Source organism: Sphingomonas antarctica, assembly GCF_965137005.1.
Taxonomy (GTDB): domain Bacteria; phylum Pseudomonadota; class Alphaproteobacteria; order Sphingomonadales; family Sphingomonadaceae; genus Sphingomonas_O; species Sphingomonas_O antarctica.
In genome coordinates this window covers 244,623-265,035 of the sequence record NZ_CBCRXM010000004.1, presented here as the reverse complement: position 1 = coordinate 265,035, position 20,413 = coordinate 244,623, and the positions used below count along the sequence as shown (strand labels likewise).

General features: G+C 61.7%; 23 protein-coding genes and 2 tRNA genes. 16 read left to right on the top strand and 9 right to left on the bottom strand.

Going from position 1 to position 20,413, the window contains the following annotated elements:
* Window positions 1–159 precede the first annotated feature (159 nt).
* Both ACM9ME_RS06860 and ACM9ME_RS06855 read right to left on the bottom strand, forming a co-directional pair.
* Window positions 160–456, bottom strand: a complete 297-nt coding sequence (locus tag ACM9ME_RS06860) for a type II toxin-antitoxin system RelE/ParE family toxin (protein WP_415642689.1) — start codon at window positions 454–456, stop codon at window positions 160–162.
* Entirely contained in the window at window positions 443–688 is a 246-nt protein-coding gene (locus ACM9ME_RS06855) for a type II toxin-antitoxin system ParD family antitoxin (RefSeq protein ID WP_415642688.1), read from the bottom strand. Before ACM9ME_RS06855 ends, ACM9ME_RS06860 begins: the two co-directional genes overlap by 14 nt.
* A gap of 143 nt (window positions 689–831) precedes the next feature.
* Between ACM9ME_RS06855 and ACM9ME_RS06850 the strand changes: the two genes are divergently transcribed.
* The gene (locus ACM9ME_RS06850) at window positions 832–1,125 is read left to right on the top strand and encodes a hypothetical protein (RefSeq protein WP_415642687.1); all 294 of its coding nucleotides are present in this window, start codon (window positions 832–834) and stop codon (window positions 1,123–1,125) included.
* Window positions 1,126–1,156: 31 nt separating this feature from the next.
* Window positions 1,157–2,065, top strand: coding sequence for an IS1595 family transposase (locus ACM9ME_RS06845; RefSeq protein WP_415642686.1), 909 nt, complete (start codon window positions 1,157–1,159; stop codon window positions 2,063–2,065).
* A 120-nt stretch (window positions 2,066–2,185) separates the two neighbouring features.
* Here the strand turns inward: ACM9ME_RS06845 and ACM9ME_RS06840 are convergent, their stop codons facing one another.
* Together ACM9ME_RS06840 and ACM9ME_RS06835 are read right to left on the bottom strand one after the other, a co-directional pair.
* Window positions 2,186–2,947 carry a hypothetical protein gene (locus ACM9ME_RS06840; protein ID WP_415642685.1) on the bottom strand — a complete coding sequence of 254 codons (762 nt, stop codon included), beginning with the start codon at window positions 2,945–2,947 and terminating at the stop codon, window positions 2,186–2,188.
* A gap of 1 nt (window position 2,948) precedes the next feature.
* Window positions 2,949–3,467 (bottom strand): hypothetical protein, encoded by a 519-nt coding sequence (locus tag ACM9ME_RS06835; RefSeq protein WP_415642684.1) that lies wholly within the window; start codon window positions 3,465–3,467, stop codon window positions 2,949–2,951.
* A 61-nt stretch (window positions 3,468–3,528) separates the two neighbouring features.
* Here ACM9ME_RS06835 and ACM9ME_RS06830 point away from each other — a divergent pair, with 61 nt between their 5' ends.
* Window positions 3,529–3,807 carry a hypothetical protein gene (locus ACM9ME_RS06830; RefSeq protein WP_415642683.1) on the top strand — a complete coding sequence of 93 codons (279 nt, stop codon included), beginning with the start codon at window positions 3,529–3,531 and terminating at the stop codon, window positions 3,805–3,807.
* A gap of 29 nt (window positions 3,808–3,836) precedes the next feature.
* Window positions 3,837–4,280, top strand: a complete 444-nt coding sequence (locus ACM9ME_RS06825; protein WP_415642682.1) for a hypothetical protein — start codon at window positions 3,837–3,839, stop codon at window positions 4,278–4,280.
* Window positions 4,281–4,287: 7 nt separating this feature from the next.
* Here the strand turns inward: ACM9ME_RS06825 and ettA are convergent, their stop codons facing one another.
* Window positions 4,288–5,967, bottom strand: coding sequence for an energy-dependent translational throttle protein EttA (gene ettA, locus ACM9ME_RS06820; protein WP_415642681.1), 1,680 nt, complete (start codon window positions 5,965–5,967; stop codon window positions 4,288–4,290).
* A gap of 215 nt (window positions 5,968–6,182) precedes the next feature.
* Here ettA and ACM9ME_RS06815 point away from each other — a divergent pair, with 215 nt between their 5' ends.
* The 3 genes from ACM9ME_RS06815 to ACM9ME_RS06805 all read left to right on the top strand — a co-directional run bounded on the left by ACM9ME_RS06815 (window position 6,183) and on the right by ACM9ME_RS06805 (window position 8,191).
* On the top strand, window positions 6,183–7,559 hold the full coding sequence (locus ACM9ME_RS06815) for a M20/M25/M40 family metallo-hydrolase (protein WP_415642680.1): 1,377 nt from the start codon (window positions 6,183–6,185) through the stop codon (window positions 7,557–7,559).
* A 106-nt stretch (window positions 7,560–7,665) separates the two neighbouring features.
* A complete protein-coding gene (locus ACM9ME_RS06810) occupies window positions 7,666–7,950 on the top strand; it encodes a hypothetical protein (protein WP_415642679.1) in 285 nt (94 codons plus the stop codon).
* Between the two features lie 164 nt (window positions 7,951–8,114).
* Window positions 8,115–8,191 (top strand) — tRNA-Pro (locus ACM9ME_RS06805).
* Between the two features lie 208 nt (window positions 8,192–8,399).
* Here ACM9ME_RS06805 and ACM9ME_RS06800 read toward each other — a convergent pair.
* A tRNA-Ile gene (locus ACM9ME_RS06800) sits at window positions 8,400–8,473 on the bottom strand.
* A 67-nt stretch (window positions 8,474–8,540) separates the two neighbouring features.
* Window positions 8,541–9,797, bottom strand: a complete 1,257-nt coding sequence (locus ACM9ME_RS06795) for a hypothetical protein (RefSeq protein WP_415642678.1) — start codon at window positions 9,795–9,797, stop codon at window positions 8,541–8,543.
* A 192-nt stretch (window positions 9,798–9,989) separates the two neighbouring features.
* Between ACM9ME_RS06795 and gyrA the strand changes: the two genes are divergently transcribed.
* From gyrA to trmFO, 7 genes are all read left to right on the top strand, one after another.
* Window positions 9,990–12,731 (top strand): DNA gyrase subunit A, encoded by a 2,742-nt coding sequence (gene gyrA / locus ACM9ME_RS06790; protein WP_415642677.1) that lies wholly within the window; start codon window positions 9,990–9,992, stop codon window positions 12,729–12,731.
* A 130-nt stretch (window positions 12,732–12,861) separates the two neighbouring features.
* Window positions 12,862–13,419, top strand: coding sequence for a GbsR/MarR family transcriptional regulator (locus ACM9ME_RS06785; protein WP_415642676.1), 558 nt, complete (start codon window positions 12,862–12,864; stop codon window positions 13,417–13,419).
* Window positions 13,420–13,466: 47 nt separating this feature from the next.
* On the top strand, window positions 13,467–13,838 hold the full coding sequence (locus ACM9ME_RS06780; protein WP_415642675.1) for a hypothetical protein: 372 nt from the start codon (window positions 13,467–13,469) through the stop codon (window positions 13,836–13,838).
* 35 nt (window positions 13,839–13,873) lie between these two features.
* Window positions 13,874–14,263 (top strand): hypothetical protein, encoded by a 390-nt coding sequence (locus ACM9ME_RS06775; protein WP_415642674.1) that lies wholly within the window; start codon window positions 13,874–13,876, stop codon window positions 14,261–14,263.
* Window positions 14,245–14,721: a YaiI/YqxD family protein gene (locus ACM9ME_RS06770; protein WP_415642673.1), complete on the top strand. Its 477-nt coding sequence runs from the start codon at window positions 14,245–14,247 to the stop codon at window positions 14,719–14,721. Before ACM9ME_RS06775 ends, ACM9ME_RS06770 begins: the two co-directional genes overlap by 19 nt.
* A 2-nt stretch (window positions 14,722–14,723) precedes the next feature.
* The gene (locus tag ACM9ME_RS06765) at window positions 14,724–15,503 is read left to right on the top strand and encodes a ceramidase domain-containing protein (protein WP_415642672.1); all 780 of its coding nucleotides are present in this window, start codon (window positions 14,724–14,726) and stop codon (window positions 15,501–15,503) included.
* A gap of 25 nt (window positions 15,504–15,528) precedes the next feature.
* Window positions 15,529–16,836: a methylenetetrahydrofolate--tRNA-(uracil(54)-C(5))-methyltransferase (FADH(2)-oxidizing) TrmFO gene (gene trmFO, locus ACM9ME_RS06760; protein WP_415642671.1), complete on the top strand. Its 1,308-nt coding sequence runs from the start codon at window positions 15,529–15,531 to the stop codon at window positions 16,834–16,836.
* Here the strand turns inward: trmFO and ACM9ME_RS06755 are convergent.
* Together ACM9ME_RS06755 and ACM9ME_RS06750 are read right to left on the bottom strand one after the other, a co-directional pair.
* Entirely contained in the window at window positions 16,805–17,269 is a 465-nt protein-coding gene (locus ACM9ME_RS06755; protein WP_415642670.1) for an EF-hand domain-containing protein, read from the bottom strand. The genes trmFO and ACM9ME_RS06755 overlap by 32 nt on opposite strands.
* A 19-nt stretch (window positions 17,270–17,288) precedes the next feature.
* A complete protein-coding gene (locus ACM9ME_RS06750) occupies window positions 17,289–17,858 on the bottom strand; it encodes a squalene/phytoene synthase family protein (RefSeq protein WP_415642669.1) in 570 nt (189 codons plus the stop codon).
* Between the two features lie 71 nt (window positions 17,859–17,929).
* Here ACM9ME_RS06750 and ACM9ME_RS06745 point away from each other — a divergent pair, with 71 nt between their 5' ends.
* Window positions 17,930–19,804: a Tad domain-containing protein gene (locus ACM9ME_RS06745; RefSeq protein WP_415642668.1), complete on the top strand. Its 1,875-nt coding sequence runs from the start codon at window positions 17,930–17,932 to the stop codon at window positions 19,802–19,804.
* Window positions 19,801–20,382, top strand: coding sequence for a TadE/TadG family type IV pilus assembly protein (locus ACM9ME_RS06740; protein ID WP_415642667.1), 582 nt, complete (start codon window positions 19,801–19,803; stop codon window positions 20,380–20,382). The genes ACM9ME_RS06745 and ACM9ME_RS06740 overlap by 4 nt, the downstream gene beginning before the upstream one ends.
* Window positions 20,383–20,413 lie beyond the last annotated feature (31 nt).

The following is a 20,413-nucleotide window of genomic DNA, read 5'->3' as shown; positions in this document are numbered from 1 at the left end:
CTCGGCCTCCTTCAGGATGCCAATGATCTGCTCTTCCGTGAAATGCTTCCGCTTCATCTGTCCGTCCCTTCGAGGGGCCGGTCTCTAGTTCCAACTGGATGAAGAAACGGGGGTCACGTCAGCTTCGATTCCCTATTTTGGAAGGGAAAAGTTACGCGCCTAGTTTGTCAGCGCGACCGAGGCGTCCGCCGACTGATGGAGCACGCGAACAATCGTGACGATCGCACCATCGTAATCGTAATAGAGCTTGTGGCTGCGGTACGAGATTGCGCGCAGCGGCGGGGCGACGTCGACATAGGGTGAGCCCAGTTCGGCGTAGAGTTCGAGCCGCCCCAAAAGTTCGTCGAGACCGGCAATATACCGGTCGGTTATGTCCCGACCAAAGCGCTCAACGCTGAAGCCGATAATGTCGTCGATGTCGCCGCGCGCGGCGGCGCTGACGTCAACCCGTGCCAAGATGCTTGGCGCGGATTTCGGCCAGCACTTCCCGCGCCGGACGCGGATCGACACCCGAAGCGCGGCCAATGTCGATTTCGGCTTGCAGCCGTGCAAGCTGCTCGCGCCGCTCGCGGTCGCGGCGCATCAGGTCGCGGACATAATCGCTCGCGCTGGCATAGCTGCCCTCGGCGACGCGGGCGTCGGCCCAATCCTTCAGGCCATCGGGGACGGAGATGTTAAGCTGAGGCATGACGCGAATATGCAATTCTGCGCGGATTTGTGCAAGGTTTTTGATGTTTATGCGACGCTAGCAAAAACCCTTTGAGCCGCCGCCTTGCAAGCACCGCGTGATCGCGCTTTATCGTTGGAAATTGATACTGATAGATGGGGAAAATGGGCATGCGCGGAGCTTGGCTGCTAGCTGGAAGCCTGATTGCAACGGCTGCGGAAGCAAAGAAAGACGACGCGCCGATCAATCCAGGCCCCGCTCCCATATCATTCGCCGCCTTTAAAGAATTGGCCGAGCCAGTGTTACTGGCAGGTTTTTTTGATCCGGGCGCTGCCCAAATTACTTGGGATCGAGGTTTAACCGGCGGCTATTGGAAACCAGTTCTTTCAAAGAAAATTCCCGGCTGGTTCACATGTGGCTTGGTCAACGGCAAAAACCGTACCCGATTATCCCCTTGACACACCCTGCACCATTCCCTAGTTAGAGGGCATGACGAAGCGCAGCCCTTCCGCCTCCCCCGAGTTCAACGTCCGCGAGTTCTTCGCGCGCTTCCCGAACGAGGACGCCTGCCTTGAGCACATCATGGCGGTTCGCTTTGGCGGCACGACAATGGATTGCCCTGATTGCGGCACGGTCGGCGTCACGTTCCACAAGCTGCGCGAGCGCCGCGTCTATGCCTGCCCCGAGTGCCGGTTTCAGATCGCGCCGACTGCCAACACCATCCTGCACGACACGCGGACGCCGCTCGTTTCGTGGTTCTATGCCATGTATCTGTTCTGCACGACGCGCCACGGTGTCTCGGGCAAGGAACTGCAACGCCAGCTTGGCGTGACGTATAAGACCGCGTGGCGCATCGGCGACCAAATCCGCAAGCTGACCGAAAAGGCGCAGACCTTTGACGCGCTGCTTTCGGGCCACGTCGAACTGGACGAAGCCTACATCGGCGGTCGCACGTCGGGCGGTAAGCGCGGTCGTGGTGCCCCGAACAAGACCATCGTTATGGGTCTCGTGGCGCGTGACGGTCGTATGGCTGCGCAAGTCATCCCGAACGTCAAGAAAGAGACCCTGCGCGCCGTGGTTCTGGACAAGGTTGAAGCCGGTTCAGTCGTGTCGACCGACGAACTCTACAGCTACAACTTACTCACTGGCGACGGGTATCAGCACGGCACCGTGAAGCACGGTCAGAAGGAATACGCCTACTACGACTACACGACCGGCGTGAACCATCACGTCAACAGCGTGGAGGGCTTCTGGCGGCTGTTCAAAGCGTCGATCCGTTCGACGCACGTTGCGGTCAGCCCAAAATATCTGCCGCGCTATCTGTCGGAGTTTACTTTCCGCGCGAACCACCGCGCGCGGGTGAACGGGATGTTCGATCTTCTGGTCGGCGCACTGTAGCGCCAATCAGTGCATCGAATGCAGCGCGTGGGGCAGGGCCGATGCCGTCCCCCTCAGCTTGGGCAGCAAAGTCTTCAACGCGACCCGCTGCGATAGCTTGGGCAAGTGTGAGGCGCGCGCTCATAAGGAAAGGCGCGCTGCCCGCGTGTAGGCGTCGTCATTCGCCGCCGCCTGTATGATGCTCCCCGTCTGCGCCAAGGCGGTCATCCACGTCCCGTAACCGGTTTTTGAGGCAAGCACCGCAGTTCGCGCAGGCGCGCTTTCCAGCAGCTTGATATCGCCGAATTTTGCCAAGGTGAACGCTACAGATTGAGCCCAGGGCGTGACTGTATCGAACAGCGCAATCATGTCGCCACGCTGCACCCGAACGTCGATCCGCCAATGAGAACTGGACGCTCCCACGAAGTCGATCTCTTTCGCCACGTTCTTATCGCCGAACAGACGTTCCAGCTTTTCAAACACGATAGTTCCAACGTCGGCGCGTTGCCGCTGAAACATGCGGTGAGCGAACTTGATGGCGACTTCCTGTGAGCAGTTTGCGACGGCCTTGATCGCCCCCTGAAGCTGCCCCTCGGTGACCATCACTTCGAATGCACCATCCGGCGTGAGATTAATGCCTGCGGCTTCGGCGATCGGCGCTGCCCGCTTTGAAAACTGGCGGCGGTCAGCGCCCATGATCGAACACTCTTGATATCCGAACCCGAAGTCCGAGACCAAAAAGTGCGGAGCCTCGCGCCGAATCCAAACGACGACCGAACCGCCGCTCGGATAGGTGTTCGACGTGGTGACGAACGACCCGCTCGCTTCATGGCGAACGAACGCGAGCCGCTGGACGGCGTTGGAAACCGCGTCTTCAAAGGCGCTTTTCGTCAAAGTTTCCATGTCAATTCCACACACCCAAATCTAGCACCCATTCGGGCGTTTTGACAACACCTATGCTCTTGATTCTGAACAGATTCCCAACGAACTCAAGGCATTCGGTAAACCCTTGAATATCATGCGAAATGGGTCGCGATATCGGCAAGTTGTCGCGCAATAGCGCGCCGTTGGCTTCGCACCAGTTGTCTTCGAAAGAGTGAAAATGGGAGCCAGTTTGTGTGAAGAACCTTAGCTCGACAGGCCCCCGGCCCTTGTTGTCGTGAGGCTTTTTCGGGTTCCATTCGAAGCGACAAAGCGGCCCGTTGCCGCCGGGTATGTTGGTGCCGTGATACTCAAGCTGAAAGGTCACTTGCTCATCGGGAAGCTGCGCGAGCGCCGTCGCACGGAAAAAGAACTGCTCTTCGACCAGCCCGGCGATCTCAAGGGGCAGCTTCAACTCAAGGCAACGGTTTACGCGAGACCACTCCGCTGGCGCGGCAATCATCTTATCGGCGGTCACCAATTCAGCGAGCGTTTCGGCCATCGACGGGATGCATAAGGGCTGTCGCGCTGCTATGCGAGTCAGGGACAATCAGGGGGCATCTATGATCGGGCTACTGGCAATGGCGGCGGCTTTGGCCGGCTATCCCGAATTGATGAACGTGCGGGGATCGAACGCCAGCGCAGCGGAGGCAACGCAAGCGGCACGACGCTGTCGGGCAAAGGACATTCGACACGATCCGCTGGACGACCGTGAAGCGATGCTTGTGATCGGTCGGCACAATACCAAAGCTGCGGTAGAGTGCACAATCAGCTGGCTCGCGAGAAACGCGCAACGGCTAAAACTGGAACTGGACTTTGTTGGAAATGCCGCCCGCCCCTAGGTGTGTGAAAGGGATAATCGGGAAACCGTATGGGTGGCTATGTCGGCGCGCGGCGTTTTGTGGTCGTCTATAATAACAGCCGTATCGTTTATTCTGAGGTTGGTTCCGGAGATTACGACTTTGTCGGCATAGGATGCGAGAAAGCGATCGCCCAAGGCTTATTGCCGCCAATGTCTGCTCAACAGGCAGCCGCCGTTCCTATCGATCCGTCCAAACCTCGACTTGGAATCGCATTTAAAGCGGTGCCCGATGGCGCATATATCGGGGCAGTGGAGCCAGGAAGTGCAGCATCATCTGCTGGTATCGTGTCAGGCATGGTGATTTCCCACATAAATGCCATTCCGATTAAGGGATTTGACGATGCAACGGTTGGAAAATTGCTACAAGCAGGCGAAGGGGTTACCCTGACCATTATAGGTAAGGGTGACGTGCATTTGAAAAAGGCGCCGATCTTACCTGCGGAAACCTTTTGAGCGGCGATTACCGCGTCAGCTTCTTATACGCCACCCGCGTCGGTCGATCCGCCGCATCACCCAGACGGCGCCGTTTGTCTTCTTCATAACTCTCGAAATTGCCTTCGAACCATTCGACGTGGCTGTTACCTTCGAACGCCAAAATGTGCGTCGCGAGGCGGTCGAGGAAGAAGCGGTCGTGGCTGATGACCACGGCGCAGCCGGCGAAGCTTTCTAGCGCCTCCTCCAATGCGCGGAGGGTTTCGACGTCGAGGTCGTTGGTCGGTTCGTCGAGCAGCAGGACGTTGCCGCCGGTCGCCAGCATCTTGGCCATGTGGACGCGGTTGCGTTCGCCGCCGGATAGCTGGCCGACTTTCTTCTGCTGGTCGGTGCCCTTGAAGTTAAACGCGCCGACGTACGCGCGGGTGTTCACCTCGGCCTTGCCGAAGGTGAAGCGGTCGGCGCCCTGGCTGACTTCTTCCCACACGTTCTTGCCCGGATCGAGCGCGTCACGTGACTGGTCGACATAGCCGAGATGGACGGTCGGGCCGATATCGACACTGCCGGTATCGGGGGTTTCCTGGCCGGTGATCAGCTTGAACAGCGTCGATTTGCCCGCGCCGTTCGCGCCGATGACGCCGACGATGCCGCCGGGCGGGAGCGTGAAGGACAGGTCCTCGAACAGGAGCTTGTCGTCATACGCCTTGCTGACGCCCTTCACCTCGATCACCTTGCCGCCGAGGCGTTCGGGGATCTGGATGAGGATCTGGTTGGCACCCGCACGGCGTTCGCCCTGCTTCTCGACCAGTTCGTCGAACGCGCGGATACGCGCCTTCGACTTGGTCTGGCGCGCCTTGGGCGATTGGCGAATCCAGTCGAGTTCGTCCTTGATCGCTTTCTGGCGACCCTCGTCCTCGCGGTCTTCCTGTTCGAGACGTTTTGCCTTCTTTTCCAGATAGGTGGAGTAGTTTCCTTCGTATGGATAGTAACGCCCGCGATCGAGTTCGAGGATCCAGTTGACGACATTGTCGAGGAAGTAGCGGTCGTGCGTGATCATCAGCACGTTGCCGGGATATTCCTTCAAATGGTTTTCGAGCCACTGGACGCTTTCGGCGTCGAGATGGTTGGTCGGTTCGTCGAGCAGCAGGATCGACGGCTTCTGGATCAGCAGCCGGGTGAGCGCGACGCGGCGGCGTTCACCGCCTGACAGGTTTTCGACCGGCGCGTCGGACGGCGGGCAGCGCAGCGCCTCCATCGCGATCTCGAGCTGGTTGTCGAGCGTCCAGCCATCGACCGCGTCGATCTTTTCCTGAAGCTCACCCATTTCGGCCATCAGCGCGTCGAAATCGGTATCGTCCTGCGGATCGCCCATCTCCGCCGAAATGGCGTTGAACCGATCGACCATGTCGGCCGTTTCGCGCGCGCCGTCCTTGACGTTTTCGAGGACGTTCTTGGTCGGATCGAGCTGCGGTTCCTGCGCCAGATAGCCGACGGTGATGTTCTCGCCGGGCCAGGCTTCACCGGTGAAATCGGTGTCGATGCCGGCCATGATCTTCATCAGTGTCGATTTGCCGACGCCGTTGGGGCCGACGATGCCGATCTTGGCGTCCTGATAGAATTGCAGCGAGATGTTGCTCAACACGGGCTTTTGCGCGCCCGGGAAAGTCTTGGTCATGTCCTTCATGACATAGGCGTATTGCGCGGCCATCGGGTCGGGTCTTTCGGTTCGGTGATGTGGGAAATCGCTTACCGCACATGTAGGGCGCGAGGCGCTTTTTGGCAAACGTCGAGGCGCCGTGGGCAGCAGGAAACCTGATTCACGCAAAGGCGCGAAACCGCGAAGGAATGCATCTTCTTCGCGGCTTCACGCCTTCGCGTGAACACGCCTTCCCTTTGCCTGCCGCGCTGGCTAGCGACTGCGGCATGAAGAGACTCGTCGCGCTTGCGCTTGCCGCCCTGCACTTTCCTTTGATGGCGCAGACCGCGCCCGATGCCGCCGCCGTCGCGCAGCTGCGTGATGGTGCTTTGAACGACACGGTGGCGTGGGATCTGGTCGAGGGGCTGACTTCCGAAATCGGAGCACGGCCCGCAGGATCGGTGGCCGAACGCCATGCGCGCGAGTGGGGAGTCGCAAAGCTCAAGGCACTGGGTTTTGCCAATGTGCATATCGACGAGTTCAAGATCGACGGCTGGGTGCGCGGCGAGGAAGCGGGCGAAATCGTCGGGCCGAATCCGCAGCGGCTGGCACTGGCCGCGCTGGGCCGCAGCGGCGCGACACCGGCGGGCGGGATTACCGCGGAGATAGTGCGGTTCGACAGCCTGGCGCAGCTCCAGGCGGCACCGGCGGGGAGCCTGAAGGGCAAGATCGCCTTCGTCACGCATCGCATGGCCCCAACGCAGGATGGATCGAGCTATGGCGCGTTCGGGCCAATCCGCTTTGCCGGGCCGGGGGTTGCCGCGTCGAAGGGTGCGGTGGCGATCCTGATCCGTTCGGTCGGCAGCGATCATCACCGCATGCCGCACACCGGGGTGACGAATTTCGCCAAGGGCGTTGCCCCCATCCCCGCCGCAGCACTGTCGGTGCCCGATGCGGAGCTGATCGAGCGGCTGACGACGCGCGGGCCAGTGCGAATCCATCTGACGCTGACCCCACGCAACGCTGGCGTGCTGACCTCGGGACAAGTCGTTGCGGAAATCCCGGGCAGCGATCCGGCGGCGGGCGTCGTCGTGATCGGCGGGCATCTCGACAGCTGGGATCTGGCGACCGGCGCGATCGACGATGGCGCGGGCGTGGCGATCACCACCGCCGCTGCCAAGCACATCCTCGATTCAGGGATCAAGCCGCGGCGGACGATCCGCGTCGTGTGGTTCGGCTCGGAAGAAATCGGCGGCGGGCGCGACGGCGATGGCTACCAACAGTCGCACGGTGCCGACAATAATGTGTTCGCCGCCGAATCGGATTTCGGCGCGGATCGCGTGTGGCAATTCAACACCAAGCTGCCGCCGGCGGCTGCAGGGATCAAGGCGCGCCTCGCCGAAGCGCTCGCGCCATTGGGTATCGCTGCGGGACCAGGCGAGGCGCATGGCGGTTCCGACGTCGAGGCCACGATCGCCAAGGGTGCCTGGGTCGTCGATCTGCGTCAGGACGGCACGCGTTATTTCGACACGCACCATTCTGCCGACGATACGCTCGACCGGATCGATCCGGTTCAGTTGCGCCAGAATGTCGCGGCGTGGACGGCGATGCTGGCGGTTGTGGCCAATGCGCCGGAAGCGCTGGCGCCCGCGCCAAAGCCGTAATGCGACTGCAACCATCCGTATTGACGCGCGTTTCTCCACCCGTCATTCAACCGACCGCGGCGGCAAGGGCCGAGCGCGCACTGCATAACCCACAGGGGAATACGCTATGAAGAAATTGGTCCTGATCCTCGGCGCCGCCGGCCTGATGACGCTCGGCGCGTGCGAGAAGAAGACCCCGGCTGAAAACGCCACGCTGGCTGCTGGTGACAACCAGGAAGCCGCGCTGGACAATGCCGGCGAGAACATGGAAGCGGTTGCCGACAACGCGACGACCACCGCCGGCGAAGCGGCTGCGGACAATGCTGCCGACAACCTTCACGACGCGGCCGACGCGGCGAAGGATGCTTCGGTCAACAAGGCCGATGCGATCCACGACGCAGCCAAGAAGTAAGCTTCTCGGTTTCGAATTCGAGGGCGTCGGGAGCACCCCCGGCGCCCTTTTTCGTGCGTGGTGCGCTGGCCATCCAAGCTTTACCGTGCCAAGGGCGTCGATCAGGTCGATCATGCCCCGCATGATCTAGACGATGCCGGGAGCATCGCCTACCTGTTCGATGTCGGGGAGTGGCGCAGCCTGGTAGCGCATCTGTTTTGGGAACAGAGGGTCGCAGGTTCGAATCCTGTCTCCCCGACCATCGCGCGGGCCGCAGCGCAGCAGCGGTCGAGGCGGCCAAGCGCGGCCGACGGCGTCATACGCTAATCGACGACGTGGCTCTGCCACGGCGCATTCAGACTCGGATTGCTCGCCGCGGCAAAGCCGCGTTGTCGGTCGTCGCATGGCGACGCCGTCCGGCATTGGGCGGCTCGCTCTTAGCTCCGCTAATCCGTGCGCGAACTGCGCGGTGGGCCCGGCAGGACTCGAACCCGCAACCAAGCCGTTATGAGCGGCCGGCTCTAACCAATTGAGCTACAGGCCCCACGCGCGTCGCACCTAAAGCCGAAGGCGACACGGGAGTAAATCCCGTGTCGCACATCCAACCGCAGCTACGCGGCGGGCGTTCCTGCTTTCTGATCGAGCCAGGTCATCCAGTAATTTGCGATCTCGGCACGCGGACCTTTGACGAGGCTGAAGACAGTCTTAGCTTCGGCCGCCTGTCCCTGACGCGCGAGGGCAATGCCCAGATGCGTATTGACCGCATCCACATCCACACCGCCCTTTTGCAGCGCGAGGCGATAAAGGGTCGCTGCTTTGGCATCGTCGCCATAGCCGAGATAGGCGTCACCGGTATTCGCGGCGACGCGACCATTGGCGCCTGCCGCCGCCGCTTTTTCGGCAGAGGCAAGCGACGCCCGGTCAGCCGCTACCTTGGAACTGGACGAGGCGTAGATGTCCGCCAAGGCCTTGCTGGTGCGCGGCGCTTTTCCCAGCGCATAGCCTTCGTCGATCACCGCCTTGGCTTCGCCAGGCAGGCCGCGTTGATCGACGTAGAGGGCGTATTCATAATAATCGCGCTCGCCATCGAGCGCCTTGGCTGCGCGCATCAGACGAAAAACGTCGGTTGCGGTGGCTGGGTCGAGTTTTGCGGAGTCACGATACAGAACCAACGCGTCGCGCCAGTTTGTCGGGGTCGGATAAGCCGAGATCAACTGCCGCATATAGCGATTGGTTGTGGGATAGTCCTTGGCCTTGTAGGTCTGCGACACGACGACGCGATACCAGGCTTCGGGTACTGGCTGACCAGCGGCCTTCTTTTCAGCGATCGCCTTGTCCGCAGCGGCAGTACCCTGCGCCGTCTGGCCGGTGCGAAAGCTCGCATCCGCCAGCATGATATTGAGGTCGTCCGCCTTGTAACCGGCATCCGACGCCGGCTTCAGGCGCATCGCCGCCTTGGCGTAATCATTGGCCTGATACGCCGATATACCGCTGTAATAATTGTATTTGCCGGGCGTCTCATTCACCGCGGCACTGCCGCTCGCGATCATGTCATCCAACGCCTTGGATTGTGCCGCCGTGTCCTTGGTCATCTGGGCCAGCGAAAGGCGGAACTGCGCGACGTAAAACTTTTCGTCAGGCGATGAGGCGACGGCTTCGAGCGCGTCGATCTGGGTCTTTGCACCCGCTGCATCCTGCGCCTTCAGCGCCGCCTGAACCGGTCCGGCGGCGGCGCGGAACGGCTTGCTGAATTGCGGTTGGAACGCCGCTGGTGCGGCAGCAGCTGGCGCGTCCTTCTTGGCGGCAAGCGCCGGGCTGCCGGCGGCAAGCGCGGCGACCGCCAGAGCGAGCGTCGATGCGAACTTCATTGTCTTCTCTCCTCAAAGCCTTTGCCCGTGCGCCTACCTTCGCGGGCGGGCCGAAACAAGCGTTGCCGCCATTGACGGGTCAGGTCCTTAACCGCCTTTGAACCGGCATGTTCCCCGGGGTGCTTTTGCTGGCTTCGCGCGCGTGTGCGCGCTAGGGCGCGGAGACCACTAAGAGAGTCTCATTTCACCTCCATGACCGACGCCCCCGTGATCACCGACCCGTCCGACATTTCACCCGTCAACATCGTCGACGAGATGAAGGCGAGCTACCTCGATTATGCGATGTCGGTGATCGTCGCGCGTGCGTTGCCCGACGTGCGCGACGGGTTGAAGCCGGTTCACCGCCGCATCCTGTGGTCGGCCTATGAAAGCGGCTTTGCGTCGAACAAGGCTTACCGCAAATGCGCCCGCATCGTCGGTGACGCGATGGGTAAATACCACCCGCACGGCGACAGCTCGATCTACGACGCCCTCGCCCGCATGACGCAGGATTGGGCGATGCGCGTGCCCCTGATCGACGGTCAGGGCAATTTCGGGTCGATGGATCCCGACACCCCCGCGGCGATGCGCTACACCGAGGCGCGCCTCGCCAAACCGGCCGAGGCGTTGCTCGCGGACATCGACGAAGACACTGTCACCTTCCAGCCCAATTACGACGCCAGCGAGCGCGAGCCGCAAGTGCTCCCTGCCCGCTTCCCGAACCTGCTGGTCAACGGCGCGGGCGGGATCGCGGTCGGCATGGCGACCAATATTCCACCGCATAACCTCGGCGAGGTGATCGACGCGTGTTTCGCCTATATCGACGATGGTGGAGTGACGGTCGAACAGCTTAACGAGATCGTCAAGGGGCCCGATTTCCCGACCGGCGGCATCATCCTCGGCCAAACCGGCATCCGTTCGGCTTATGCCAGCGGGCGTGGTTCGGTCGTGCTGCGCAGTCGTCACAAGCTGGAGGAAGGACGCGGCGACCGGCGTTCGATCATCCTGACCGAAATTCCGTATCAGCAAGGCAAGAATGCGCTGGTCGAAAAAATCGCCGAGGCCGCGAAGGACAAACGGGTCGAGGGCGTCAGCGATATCCGCGACGAATCGAACCGCGAAGGCGTGCGCATCGTCATCGACCTGAAGCGCGATGCGACCCCCGAAGTCGTGCTCAACCAATTGTGGCGGCACACTCCGGCGCAAGGCTTCTTCGCCTGCAACATGCTGGCGATCCGCGGCGGGCGGCCCGAACTCCTCAACCTGCGCGACATGATCGAGGCATTCGTCAAGTTCCGCGAAGAGGTGATCACGCGGCGGTCGAAATTCCGCCTCGCAAAGGCGCGCGACCGGGCGCACATCTTACTCGGGCTGGTGACCGCCGTTGCCAATCTCGACGAAGTGGTGCGGATCATCCGCGGCAGCGCCAGCCCAGCCGATGCGCGTGAAAAGCTGCTCGCGCGGAGCTGGCCGATCGGGGAAATCGCGCCGTATATCGCGTTGGTCGAAGCGATCGAGCCGCAAGCCGATCAGGCCGAATATCGCCTGTCGGAAACGCAGGTTCGCGCGATCCTCGAGCTGCGCCTCAACCGGCTGACCGGGCTGGGGCGCGAAGAAATCGGTGCTGAGCTGCGCACGTTGGCAGATAGTATTGCCGAACTGCTTAGCATACTCGCGGACCGGGTGAAGCTGTACGACGTCATGCGCGGCGAGTTGACCGAAGTGCGCGATGCCTTCGCCACCCCGCGGCGCACCGAAATCGCCGGTTCGGCCGACGGGATCGAGGACGAAGACCTGATCGAGCGCGAGGACATGGTCGTGACCGTGACTATGGGCGGCTATATCAAGCGCACCCCGCTCGAAACCTTCCGCGCGCAGAATAAGGGCGGCAAGGGTCGCGCGGGCATGTCGACCAAGGACGAGGATGCCGTGACGCATCTGTTCGTCACGTCGACCCACACCCCGGTGCTGTTCTTTTCGACCGAGGGTAAGGTCTATCGCATGAAGGTCTGGCGCCTGCCCGAAGGTGGTCCCGCGACCAAGGGCCGGCCGATGATCAACCTGCTGCCGCTCGCGGCGGGCGAGGCGATTTCGACTGTCCTGCCATTGCCCGAGGACGAGGCAAGCTGGGGCGATCTGCACGTGATGTTCGCCACCGCCAAGGGTTCGGTGCGGCGCAATTCGATGGATGCGTTCGCCAATATCCGCACCAGCGGCAAGATTGCGATGCGGTTCGAGGACGGTTCCGACGATCGCCTGATCGGCGTGTCGTTGCTGACCGAGGCTGACGACGTGTTGCTGGCGACCAAGCAGGGCAAGGCGATCCGCTTTGCGGCGACCGATGTGCGCGAATTCCAGAGCCGCGATTCGACCGGCGTACGCGGCGCGCGGCTCGCCCCCGGCGACGAAGTGATTTCGATGTCGGTGCTGCGTGGCTTTACGGCGACCCCGCAGGAGCGCGAGGATTACCTCAAAGCGGCGCCGTGGAAGGAAGGCGAACGCGAGGTCACATTGTCGCCCGAGCGCATGGCCGAGTTCGAGGCGGGCGAGGACTTCATCCTCACCGTCACCGCCAATGGTTATGGCAAGCGCACGTCGGCGTTCGAATATCGCCGCACCAATCGCGGTGGCCAGGGCATCACCAACATCGTCAGTTCGGACCGCAACGGCCCGGTCGTGGCCAGCTTCCCGGCGCATAATGGCGAGCAATTGATGCTGGTCACCGATCAGGCCAAGTTGATCCGCACTACGGTCGGTTCGGTGCGCGTGACGGGGCGCAATACGCAGGGCGTGATCCTGTTCCGCGTCGCCGAAAACGAACACGTCGTCTCAGCCGCGCGGATCGAGGAAGGCGAGGAAGAGGCCGAAGCGGTGCTGACCGATGGGACGCCCGAACTCGCACCCGATGACGGCGCGGTCGTCGGCGGCGACGAGGCCGAGGGCAGCGCAAATTAATTGAGTTTTCTGTCGTAGATCCCTCTCACCTTATTAAGCTCGTCGATCCCCTTCCCCGTGACCGACATAAGAGTTGACGAATATCTGTGCTTCAGCTATTTCTGTAATTACAGAAACGATAGGCTGAGTCGTGAAGCTGCTTTCCCAACCCGAAGTCGAGGCGTTTATCCTTCATTGGGGAGAGATGGGGACACACTGGGGTGTCAACCGCTCGGTCAGCCAGATCCACGCACTCCTATATCTGAGCGACCGCCCGTTGCCTGCCGACGAGATCGTCGATGCGCTCAAGCTGGCGCGGTCCAATGTTTCGACGGGGCTCAAGGAGTTGCAGGGCTATGGCATCGTCCGACGCGCGCATGTCACGGGCGACCGTCGCGATCATTTCGTGGCGGAGACCGATTTGTGGGAAATGCTCATGCGCATTGCCGCTGAACGGAAGCGTCGCGAGATCGACCCAACGATCGGTTTTCTGGGCGAACTGGCGGCGCGCGCCGGCGCGAATGACGACCTGCCCGTTCATGTCCGCGAACGGATCGCGCGGATGCATGAGTTTATTGGGACGCTGGGAGGCTGGTACGAACAGGTTCGGGTGCTGCCCAAGCCGACGTTGGTTTCCTTGATGAAACTCGGTGGCCGGGTGGCACGTTTTGTTGCGCCATTGCGCCGTAAAAAACGTCCAGATGGCTAAGTTTTTTTGCGCGGCAATTTCTGTTTTTACTGAAAGAGGAGAATATCATGACCGAGGTTGCTTATGCTTTGTATCTTGTCGTCACCATCGGTATCACGATCTGGGTCGCCCGTACCCTTTCGAAGAATGGCGAAGTTTTCCTGATCGAATGCTTCGGGCATAATCCGCAGGTTGCGCGTTCGACCAATCATTTACTGGTTGTCGGATTCTACCTCGTGAACATCGGCTTTATCACGCTCACTCTTTCGCTCGGCGCGGAACCGACGACTCCGACGGAGGCAATCCGGTTCCTCAGCTCGAAGATCGGGCTCGCCGTTATCGTGCTGGGTGCGATGCATTTCTTCAATATGGCGATGATTGCGCATTTCGGACGCAAGGTGAATGGATGGCTGACCGATCGTCAGCTGGCAGCGGCGTGAGAGCGGAACGGATCGGTTCGCCGGCAGGCGGCGTTATGCGCGCCGCCTTGCTGGCCGGTCCATTGTTCGTCTGCACCGCAGCATTGGCGTCGCTTTACGGCCAAGTCCCGCATCCGGTGACAGTTTCGGGGAGTAATTTGGGAGGCTTTATCGTGCTGCTGCCCATATCCATGTTTGTCGGTGGCATCATCGGTGGATTTATTTCGGTTGTTGGCGCGTCCGCGATGGTCTTTCTCGGAAATCACCTCGCAATCGCACGACCGCGCGCCTGTTGGGCGATCGTTGGAGGCGCAACAGCCGCGATATTCTGTGGCTTGTATGTGTGCGACGCGGGAAGTGAGCCAATAGCATTCGGGCTGATTGTAACGGGAGCAGCTTGCGGCTGGATGGCAAAGGGGTCGATGTTTTGGACATCCGAAGCGTAGAACCCACCGTCCGCGTTTTGGTCGATGCCGATGCTTGCCCGGTGAAGGACGAAATCTACAAGGTCGCCTGGCGTCATGAAGTGCCGGTCAGCGTGGTCAGCAATTCTCCCTTCCGCGTTCCCGTGCATTCTCTGATCGAGCGGATCATCGTCGGCGACAAATTCGATGAGGCGGATGACTGGATCGCCGAGCGCGCCGGTCCGCTGTCGGTGGTGGTTACCGGCGACATCCTGCTTGCCGACCGGTGCCTGAAAGCGGGAGCGACGGTGATTGCGCATAACGGCAAGCCGTTCACCACCGCCTCGATCGGCCCGGCGATCGCGACACGTGCGATTATGGCGGATTTGCGTGCAGGAATCGGGATTGGCGGTGGCGCGGCGCCGTTCGGCAAGGAGGACCGCTCGCGCTTTTTGCAGGCGTTCGACGGGGCACTGGTCCGGTTGAAACGAACGCGCTAGCAATGCGCATGGCCCTTCGCGGCGCGCTGGCGCTATTCCTGACTGCACTTGCCGCTGCCGCGACCTATTTCATTCTGACCATGCTTGGGCCCGACTGGACAATGTTCGCGCCCGCGACCTGTCTGGCGACGCATTGTTTTTGCGAAATACCGCGCACCGGACAATTGGTGCTGCAGCCTGCAAACAGCTGGTCGTCGCTGTCGTTCGTGTTTGTCGGGCTGTGGGTGATGCTCGCCGGTGGACCGCGTTCGAACCGGACGCCGTTTTGCGGATTTGCCGCGATCTGGTTCGGCCTGACCGCAATCGTTATCGGCATCGGCAGTTTCCTGCTCCACGCAACGCTGACCTTGTGGGGCCAGTTCGGCGACGTGCTGGGAATGTATTTGTTCAGCGCGTTCACGGTTACCTACGCCTTCAAGCGCTGGCGCGAGCTGGGCAGCGTCGCCAGTGCGGCGATCTACCTTGTCATGTGTGCGGTGCTGATCGGGCTGCTGATCGTCGTCCCCGAAACGCGGCGCTGGATGTTCGCAGTGGTCATCGTCGCCGACATCATCGTCGAATTGTGGCTCGCCCGGCCGCACCGTCCGCGCGTCGAGGTGCAATGGTATTTATGGGGCATTGCGTTGCAGGCGGTTGCCTTCACGATCTGGATTTTGGACCAGACCGGGCGGTGGTGCAGCGGGTCGAGTTTGGTGCAGGGCCATGCCATCTGGCATTTTCTCAACGCGGCGGCCTTGTTCACCAGCTACCTTTATTACCGCAGCGAGCGCCGCTTTCGCTGAGTGACGGGGACGCTATAGCGGGGCGATGCATGACATTCAGGTGATTGGCGGCGGGCTGGCCGGATCGGAAGCCGCTTGGCAACTGGCCGAGGCGGGGTTGAAAGTGCGCCTGTCCGAAATGCGCGGGGTCGAAGCCACGCCCGCACACCAGACCGACAAGCTCGCCGAACTGGTCTGTTCGAACAGTTTTCGCTCGGACGATGCGGAGAGCAACGCGGTCGGCTTACTGCACCAGGAATTGCGGACACTTGGTTCATTGATCATGCGCGAGGCGGACAGGCATCGCGTCCCCGCCGGATCGGCATTGGCGGTGGACCGCGACGGGTTTTGCGACGCGGTGACGGCGGCGGTGGCTGATCATGCCAATGTGACCTTGGTGCGCGAACGCGTCGATGCGCTGCCCGAGGGACCGGCGATCATCGCCACCGGACCGCTGACCGGTGCCTTGCTGGCGGAGTCGATCCGCGCGCAGACCGGCGAAGACGCCTTGGCATTTTTCGATGCCCTCGCCCCCATCGTTCATCATCACTCGATCGACATGGACGTTGCGTGGATGGCCGCGCGCTGGGACAAAGGGGGTGCCGATTACATCAATTGCCCGATGGACAAGGATCAGTATTTCGCGTTCGTCGACGCGCTGATCGCGGGGGAAAAGACCGAATATAAGGAATGGGAGGGCGTGCCCTATTTCGAAGGGTGCATGCCAATCGAGGTGATGGCGGCGCGCGGACCGGAGACGCTGCGTTACGGGCCGATGAAGGGGGTCGGGCTCGACAATCCGAAAACCGGGCGCTGGCCCTATGCGGTGGTGCAGCTGCGGCAGGATAATGCGCTGGGCACGCTGTGGAACATGGTCGGGTTCCAGACCAAGCTGAAACATGCCGAACAGGTGCGCGTGTTCCGCACCATCCCGGGACTCGAGAATGCCGAGTTCGCGCGGCTGGGCGGGCTGCACCGCAATACGTTCATCAAGTCGCCGGTACTACTCGACGGCGAGTTAAGGCTGAAATCCGCGCCACACATTCGTTTTGCCGGACAGATTACCGGTTGCGAGGGGTATATCGAGAGCTGCGCCGTGGGCCTTATGGCGGCACGGTTCGCGGCGGGCGAGTTCAGCGCGCCGCCCATGACGACGGCGCTCGGCGCGCTGCTGGGACATATCACGGGCGGCGCGGACGCGGCGACGTATCAGCCGATGAACGTCAACTTCGGACTGTTTCCCCCGCCCCCGCCCGAGGCCAAGAAGAAGGATCGCAAGCGCGCCTACACCGATCGCGCACGTGCCGATCTGGGCGCGTGGCTCAGCTCTCTTCCTCAGCAGGTTGCCGCGTAGGCGGGCAATCGTGCTTCGGCTTGGCTTTGCGGACGACGCGGATGCTGGCGAATTCCGCAGCGTTGAGCTTGCTGTTCTTGTCTTTATCGGCGGCGGCGAATTTCTGGACGCCCTTCACCGCATATTCCTCGAAGCTGAGGCGACCGTCATGGTTCAGGTCGAGCTTGTCGAACCCCTTGCGCCGCCCGGCGAGATATTCGCCTTGGGCGACCGCGCCGTCGCGGTCTTTGTCATAACGGGCAAAGCGTTTTTCCTCGCGGGTTTTTTCGCTCGCCTCGGGTGGCGGCGCGAGTTCGACGCCGCTGCCCGTTGCGGCCAGCGATTGCGGGGCCGCAGGAATGGGCGAGCGGCGGTCGGCGCGCGCATTCCACAGGAACAGTCCTGCGGTAACCAGCACAAGGGTTGCCGCCACACCCGCCAGAAATCGCCCCATCATTCTTCCCCTTCGACAATCAGCCTAGCGCCGCGCGCACCAGCGTCCAGCGGGTGATTGCTTCAGCGCGCGCCAGACGAGCCATCACGCGCAACGGTTTGGGCTGCCCTGACAGGCGTAGCGACAGCGCCGTGTCCGCCATCCGGCGCGCGCGGCTTCGCGTTTCCGTATCGGTGCAGTGACGTGCAAAGTCGGCCAGTGCCCACCCCGCTCCGGTGGCCGCGTGCCCCCCAAGCAGCGCGAATATCGTCGCGCCACGTCCGTTCGCGTAATCCTGCAAGACCGCTTCGTCCAACGGCAGCGGCGAGAGCAAGCGTTCCCAACCATCGATCAGCGGCATCAACTTCGCGCCGAACATGACGACCGCCTCATAGCCATCGCTCCCCGCCACCGGCGCGTCGAGTTGAGTCCGCCACCAAGCCAGCCTTAGCTGTGCCAGCGCAGGATCGCGCGCGCCCGATACGGTTGTGGCCAGCGTTCTGTCGAACCGCAGCAAGGCGGTGAAATCGTTGCGATCTTCACCGCGGACGTAATTCAGCGCCAGCGCTATATCGACGGGCCAAGTGATTGTGGTTGACGGAAAGTTCACTCCGTTCTTTTGCCCGCCCTTATCCATTCATCGTCCAATCGGCGTCCTGCGAATTCAGTCAGGACGCCGTCATGCGCGAATATCCCAAGGTCAACCGATATAGCGGCGTGCTCGGCCGGTTGCGCCGCGACAAGGCCGGATCGACGCTGGCAATCATGGCCGCAGCGATGATTCCAACCATCGTCCTCGCTGGATCGGCGATCGACGTGACACGGATGTACGTGACCAAGGTCCGCCTGCAACAGGCGTGCGACGCGGGTGTGCTCGCCGGGCGAAAGTTCCTGGCGGACAGCAACGCGACGACGCTGGACGCGAACGCGCAGACGCAGGCGCAAAAATTCTTTGGCAACAATTTCAAGCCGGGCTGGATGGGCACCACGTCGGTGCTGTTCACGCCGAGCAAAACGGCGGACAATCAGGTTTCCGGCATCGCCACGGCAACGGTGCCGATGACGGTTATGGCCAGCTTTGGTCAGACGCAGAAGACGCTTAGCACGACCTGCGAAGCGCGGTTCGACGTCGCGGACGCCGACATCATGTTCGTGCTCGACACGACGGGGTCGATGTCCTGCACCCCGGCGGACAATTCGAGCTGTTCGGGTGCCAACGTCAATTACACGCGCGCCGACGGCTCGGCGGGTTTCTACAGCGCGGAAAAGTCCGGATCGAAGATGCAGGCAACGCGCGACGCAGTGCTGGCATTTTACGACACGATGGTCGCCAATGCCGACCCGTCGACGCACATTCGCTACGGGTTCGTGCCCTATAATGCCCAGGTCAATGTCGGAAAGCTGCTGCCGACCAGCTCGCTGGTCACGCAGTGGCATTATCAGAGCCGCCGCGCGGTCGGCGACGTCAATTCCGGATCGCCGGTCGTCGTCACGACGACCGGCGTGGATAGCGTCACGTGCAACGCGCAGAACAACACGCGGTCGCTGCCGCGGCCGACCAACGACTATAAGTTCGACACCAGCAACACCGCTTACACCTACACCTTCAACAGCTGGACAGCGGCGAGCGGCGGCACCTGCAAACTGAATCGCCAGACGGTCACGCCGCGCTGGCGCTATGGCCAATGGGACTTCGACGTCTCCGCCTACGTCAATGGGGCCAGCGTGCAGGATCCGAGCATGTTCACGACATCGATGAACAAATGGCGCGGGTGCGTTGAGGAACGCGATACGACGGCCACAACGACTTTCAACAGCGCGAACCTGCCGCCCGATCTCGATCCCGACATTCCGGCAAGCGACACGACGACCAAGTGGCGTCCGGTGTGGCCCGAAGTTATGTGGTACCGCAACCAGAACGGACCCACGACGAGTGGAACCGCGACGCTCGACCCAAATCCCTATTCGGACAGCACGACGCCGAACGGGATCAGCGGCAGCTTTGACAGCTATAACGACGAAGTGACGTGCATGAAGTCGGCATCGCGGATCGCCACAATGTCCCGCAGTGACATCAGCAGTTTCGTCAACGATGCGGACTTCAAGCCCGCCGGCAGCACGTATCACGATATCGGGATGATCTGGGGACTGCGCCTGCTGTCACCGACCGGGATGTTCGGCGCCGATACCGCTGCCTGGCCAGGGCGCAACTCGCCGAACCGGCACATCATCTTCATGACCGACGGGTTCATGGCACCGACCACGACCGTGTACAGTGCTTATGGTGTCGAACAGCTCGATCGCCGGGTGACCGGCGGAAGTATCGGCAACCAGACCGCCAACCACAATGCGCGGTTCAAGGCCGTCTGTGCTGCCGCCAAAGCGCGCAACATTACGGTTTGGATGATCGCCTTCGGCCGCGGCGGCGGACTGACCCCCGAGATGCAGGCCTGCGCCTCTCCCGGCAAGGCGTTCTACGTCGATAGCGCGCCGCAGCTGACCGACAAGTTCAAGGAAATCGCGACCCAGATCGCACAATTGAGGCTTTCCAAATGAGCAAGCCAGACATCGTCCAGAACGAGGACGGCACGACCATCATCGAATTCGCCGCAGTGCTGCCACTGATGTGCATCGCATTGCTGGGCGGGATGGATTTGTGTCACCGCGAATATGCCCAGTCGATCCTGACCGGTTCGGTCCAGAAGATCGGCCGCGACACGACGCTGCAAGGGGGGGCGGACAATATCGCGATCAACGATGCCAAGGTCAGGGCTTCGGTCCTGCAGATCGCGCCCGACGCCGTCTTCAACTTCTCGCGCACCTTCCTCACACGCTATCGCGATGTTGAGGGGGAGCCGTTCACCGACACGAACGGCGACGGTATTCGACAGGCTGGCGAATGCTATGACGACGTCAATGGCAACAGCCAGTGGGATGCCAACGTCTCGTCAAATGGCAATGGCGGCGCGGACGATGTGGTGCTGTACAAGGTCACGGTTACCTATCCTCGACTGTTTCCGATCGCGAACTTCCTGGGTTGGGATCCCAACCAGACGATCAGCGCCGATACCGCGCTGAAGAACCAGCCTTATGCGACGCAGAATCAGCCGACGGTGGTTGCACGATGCGCCTGATCCGCAAGTTGACCCGGCGCTTTAGGCGCGA

Bases quoted from the DNA above. Each gene is read 5' to 3' on its own strand.
- ACM9ME_RS06740 (WP_415642667.1), top strand. From the start codon at position 19,801: ATGAGCAAGCCAGACATCGTCCAGAACGAGGACGGCACGACCATCATC.
- trmFO (WP_415642671.1), top strand. From the start codon at position 15,529: ATGCATGACATTCAGGTGATTGGCGGCGGGCTGGCCGGATCGGAAGCC.
- ACM9ME_RS06755 (WP_415642670.1), bottom strand. From the start codon at position 17,269: ATGGGGCGATTTCTGGCGGGTGTGGCGGCAACCCTTGTGCTGGTTACC.
- ACM9ME_RS06810 (WP_415642679.1), top strand. From the start codon at position 7,666: ATGAAGAAATTGGTCCTGATCCTCGGCGCCGCCGGCCTGATGACGCTC.
- ACM9ME_RS06855 (WP_415642688.1), bottom strand. From the start codon at position 688: ATGCCTCAGCTTAACATCTCCGTCCCCGATGGCCTGAAGGATTGGGCC.
- ACM9ME_RS06825 (WP_415642682.1), top strand. From the start codon at position 3,837: ATGGGTGGCTATGTCGGCGCGCGGCGTTTTGTGGTCGTCTATAATAAC.
- ACM9ME_RS06850 (WP_415642687.1), top strand. From the start codon at position 832: ATGGGCATGCGCGGAGCTTGGCTGCTAGCTGGAAGCCTGATTGCAACG.
- ACM9ME_RS06745 (WP_415642668.1), top strand. From the start codon at position 17,930: ATGCGCGAATATCCCAAGGTCAACCGATATAGCGGCGTGCTCGGCCGG.
- ACM9ME_RS06815 (WP_415642680.1), top strand. From the start codon at position 6,183: ATGAAGAGACTCGTCGCGCTTGCGCTTGCCGCCCTGCACTTTCCTTTG.
- gyrA (WP_415642677.1), top strand. From the start codon at position 9,990: ATGACCGACGCCCCCGTGATCACCGACCCGTCCGACATTTCACCCGTC.
- ACM9ME_RS06840 (WP_415642685.1), bottom strand. From the start codon at position 2,947: ATGGAAACTTTGACGAAAAGCGCCTTTGAAGACGCGGTTTCCAACGCC.
- ACM9ME_RS06845 (WP_415642686.1), top strand. From the start codon at position 1,157: ATGACGAAGCGCAGCCCTTCCGCCTCCCCCGAGTTCAACGTCCGCGAG.
- ACM9ME_RS06765 (WP_415642672.1), top strand. From the start codon at position 14,724: ATGCGCATGGCCCTTCGCGGCGCGCTGGCGCTATTCCTGACTGCACTT.
- ACM9ME_RS06795 (WP_415642678.1), bottom strand. From the start codon at position 9,797: ATGAAGTTCGCATCGACGCTCGCTCTGGCGGTCGCCGCGCTTGCCGCC.
- ACM9ME_RS06775 (WP_415642674.1), top strand. From the start codon at position 13,874: ATGCGCGCCGCCTTGCTGGCCGGTCCATTGTTCGTCTGCACCGCAGCA.
- ACM9ME_RS06830 (WP_415642683.1), top strand. From the start codon at position 3,529: ATGATCGGGCTACTGGCAATGGCGGCGGCTTTGGCCGGCTATCCCGAA.
- ACM9ME_RS06780 (WP_415642675.1), top strand. From the start codon at position 13,467: ATGACCGAGGTTGCTTATGCTTTGTATCTTGTCGTCACCATCGGTATC.
- ettA (WP_415642681.1), bottom strand. From the start codon at position 5,967: ATGGCCGCGCAATACGCCTATGTCATGAAGGACATGACCAAGACTTTC.
- ACM9ME_RS06835 (WP_415642684.1), bottom strand. From the start codon at position 3,467: ATGGCCGAAACGCTCGCTGAATTGGTGACCGCCGATAAGATGATTGCC.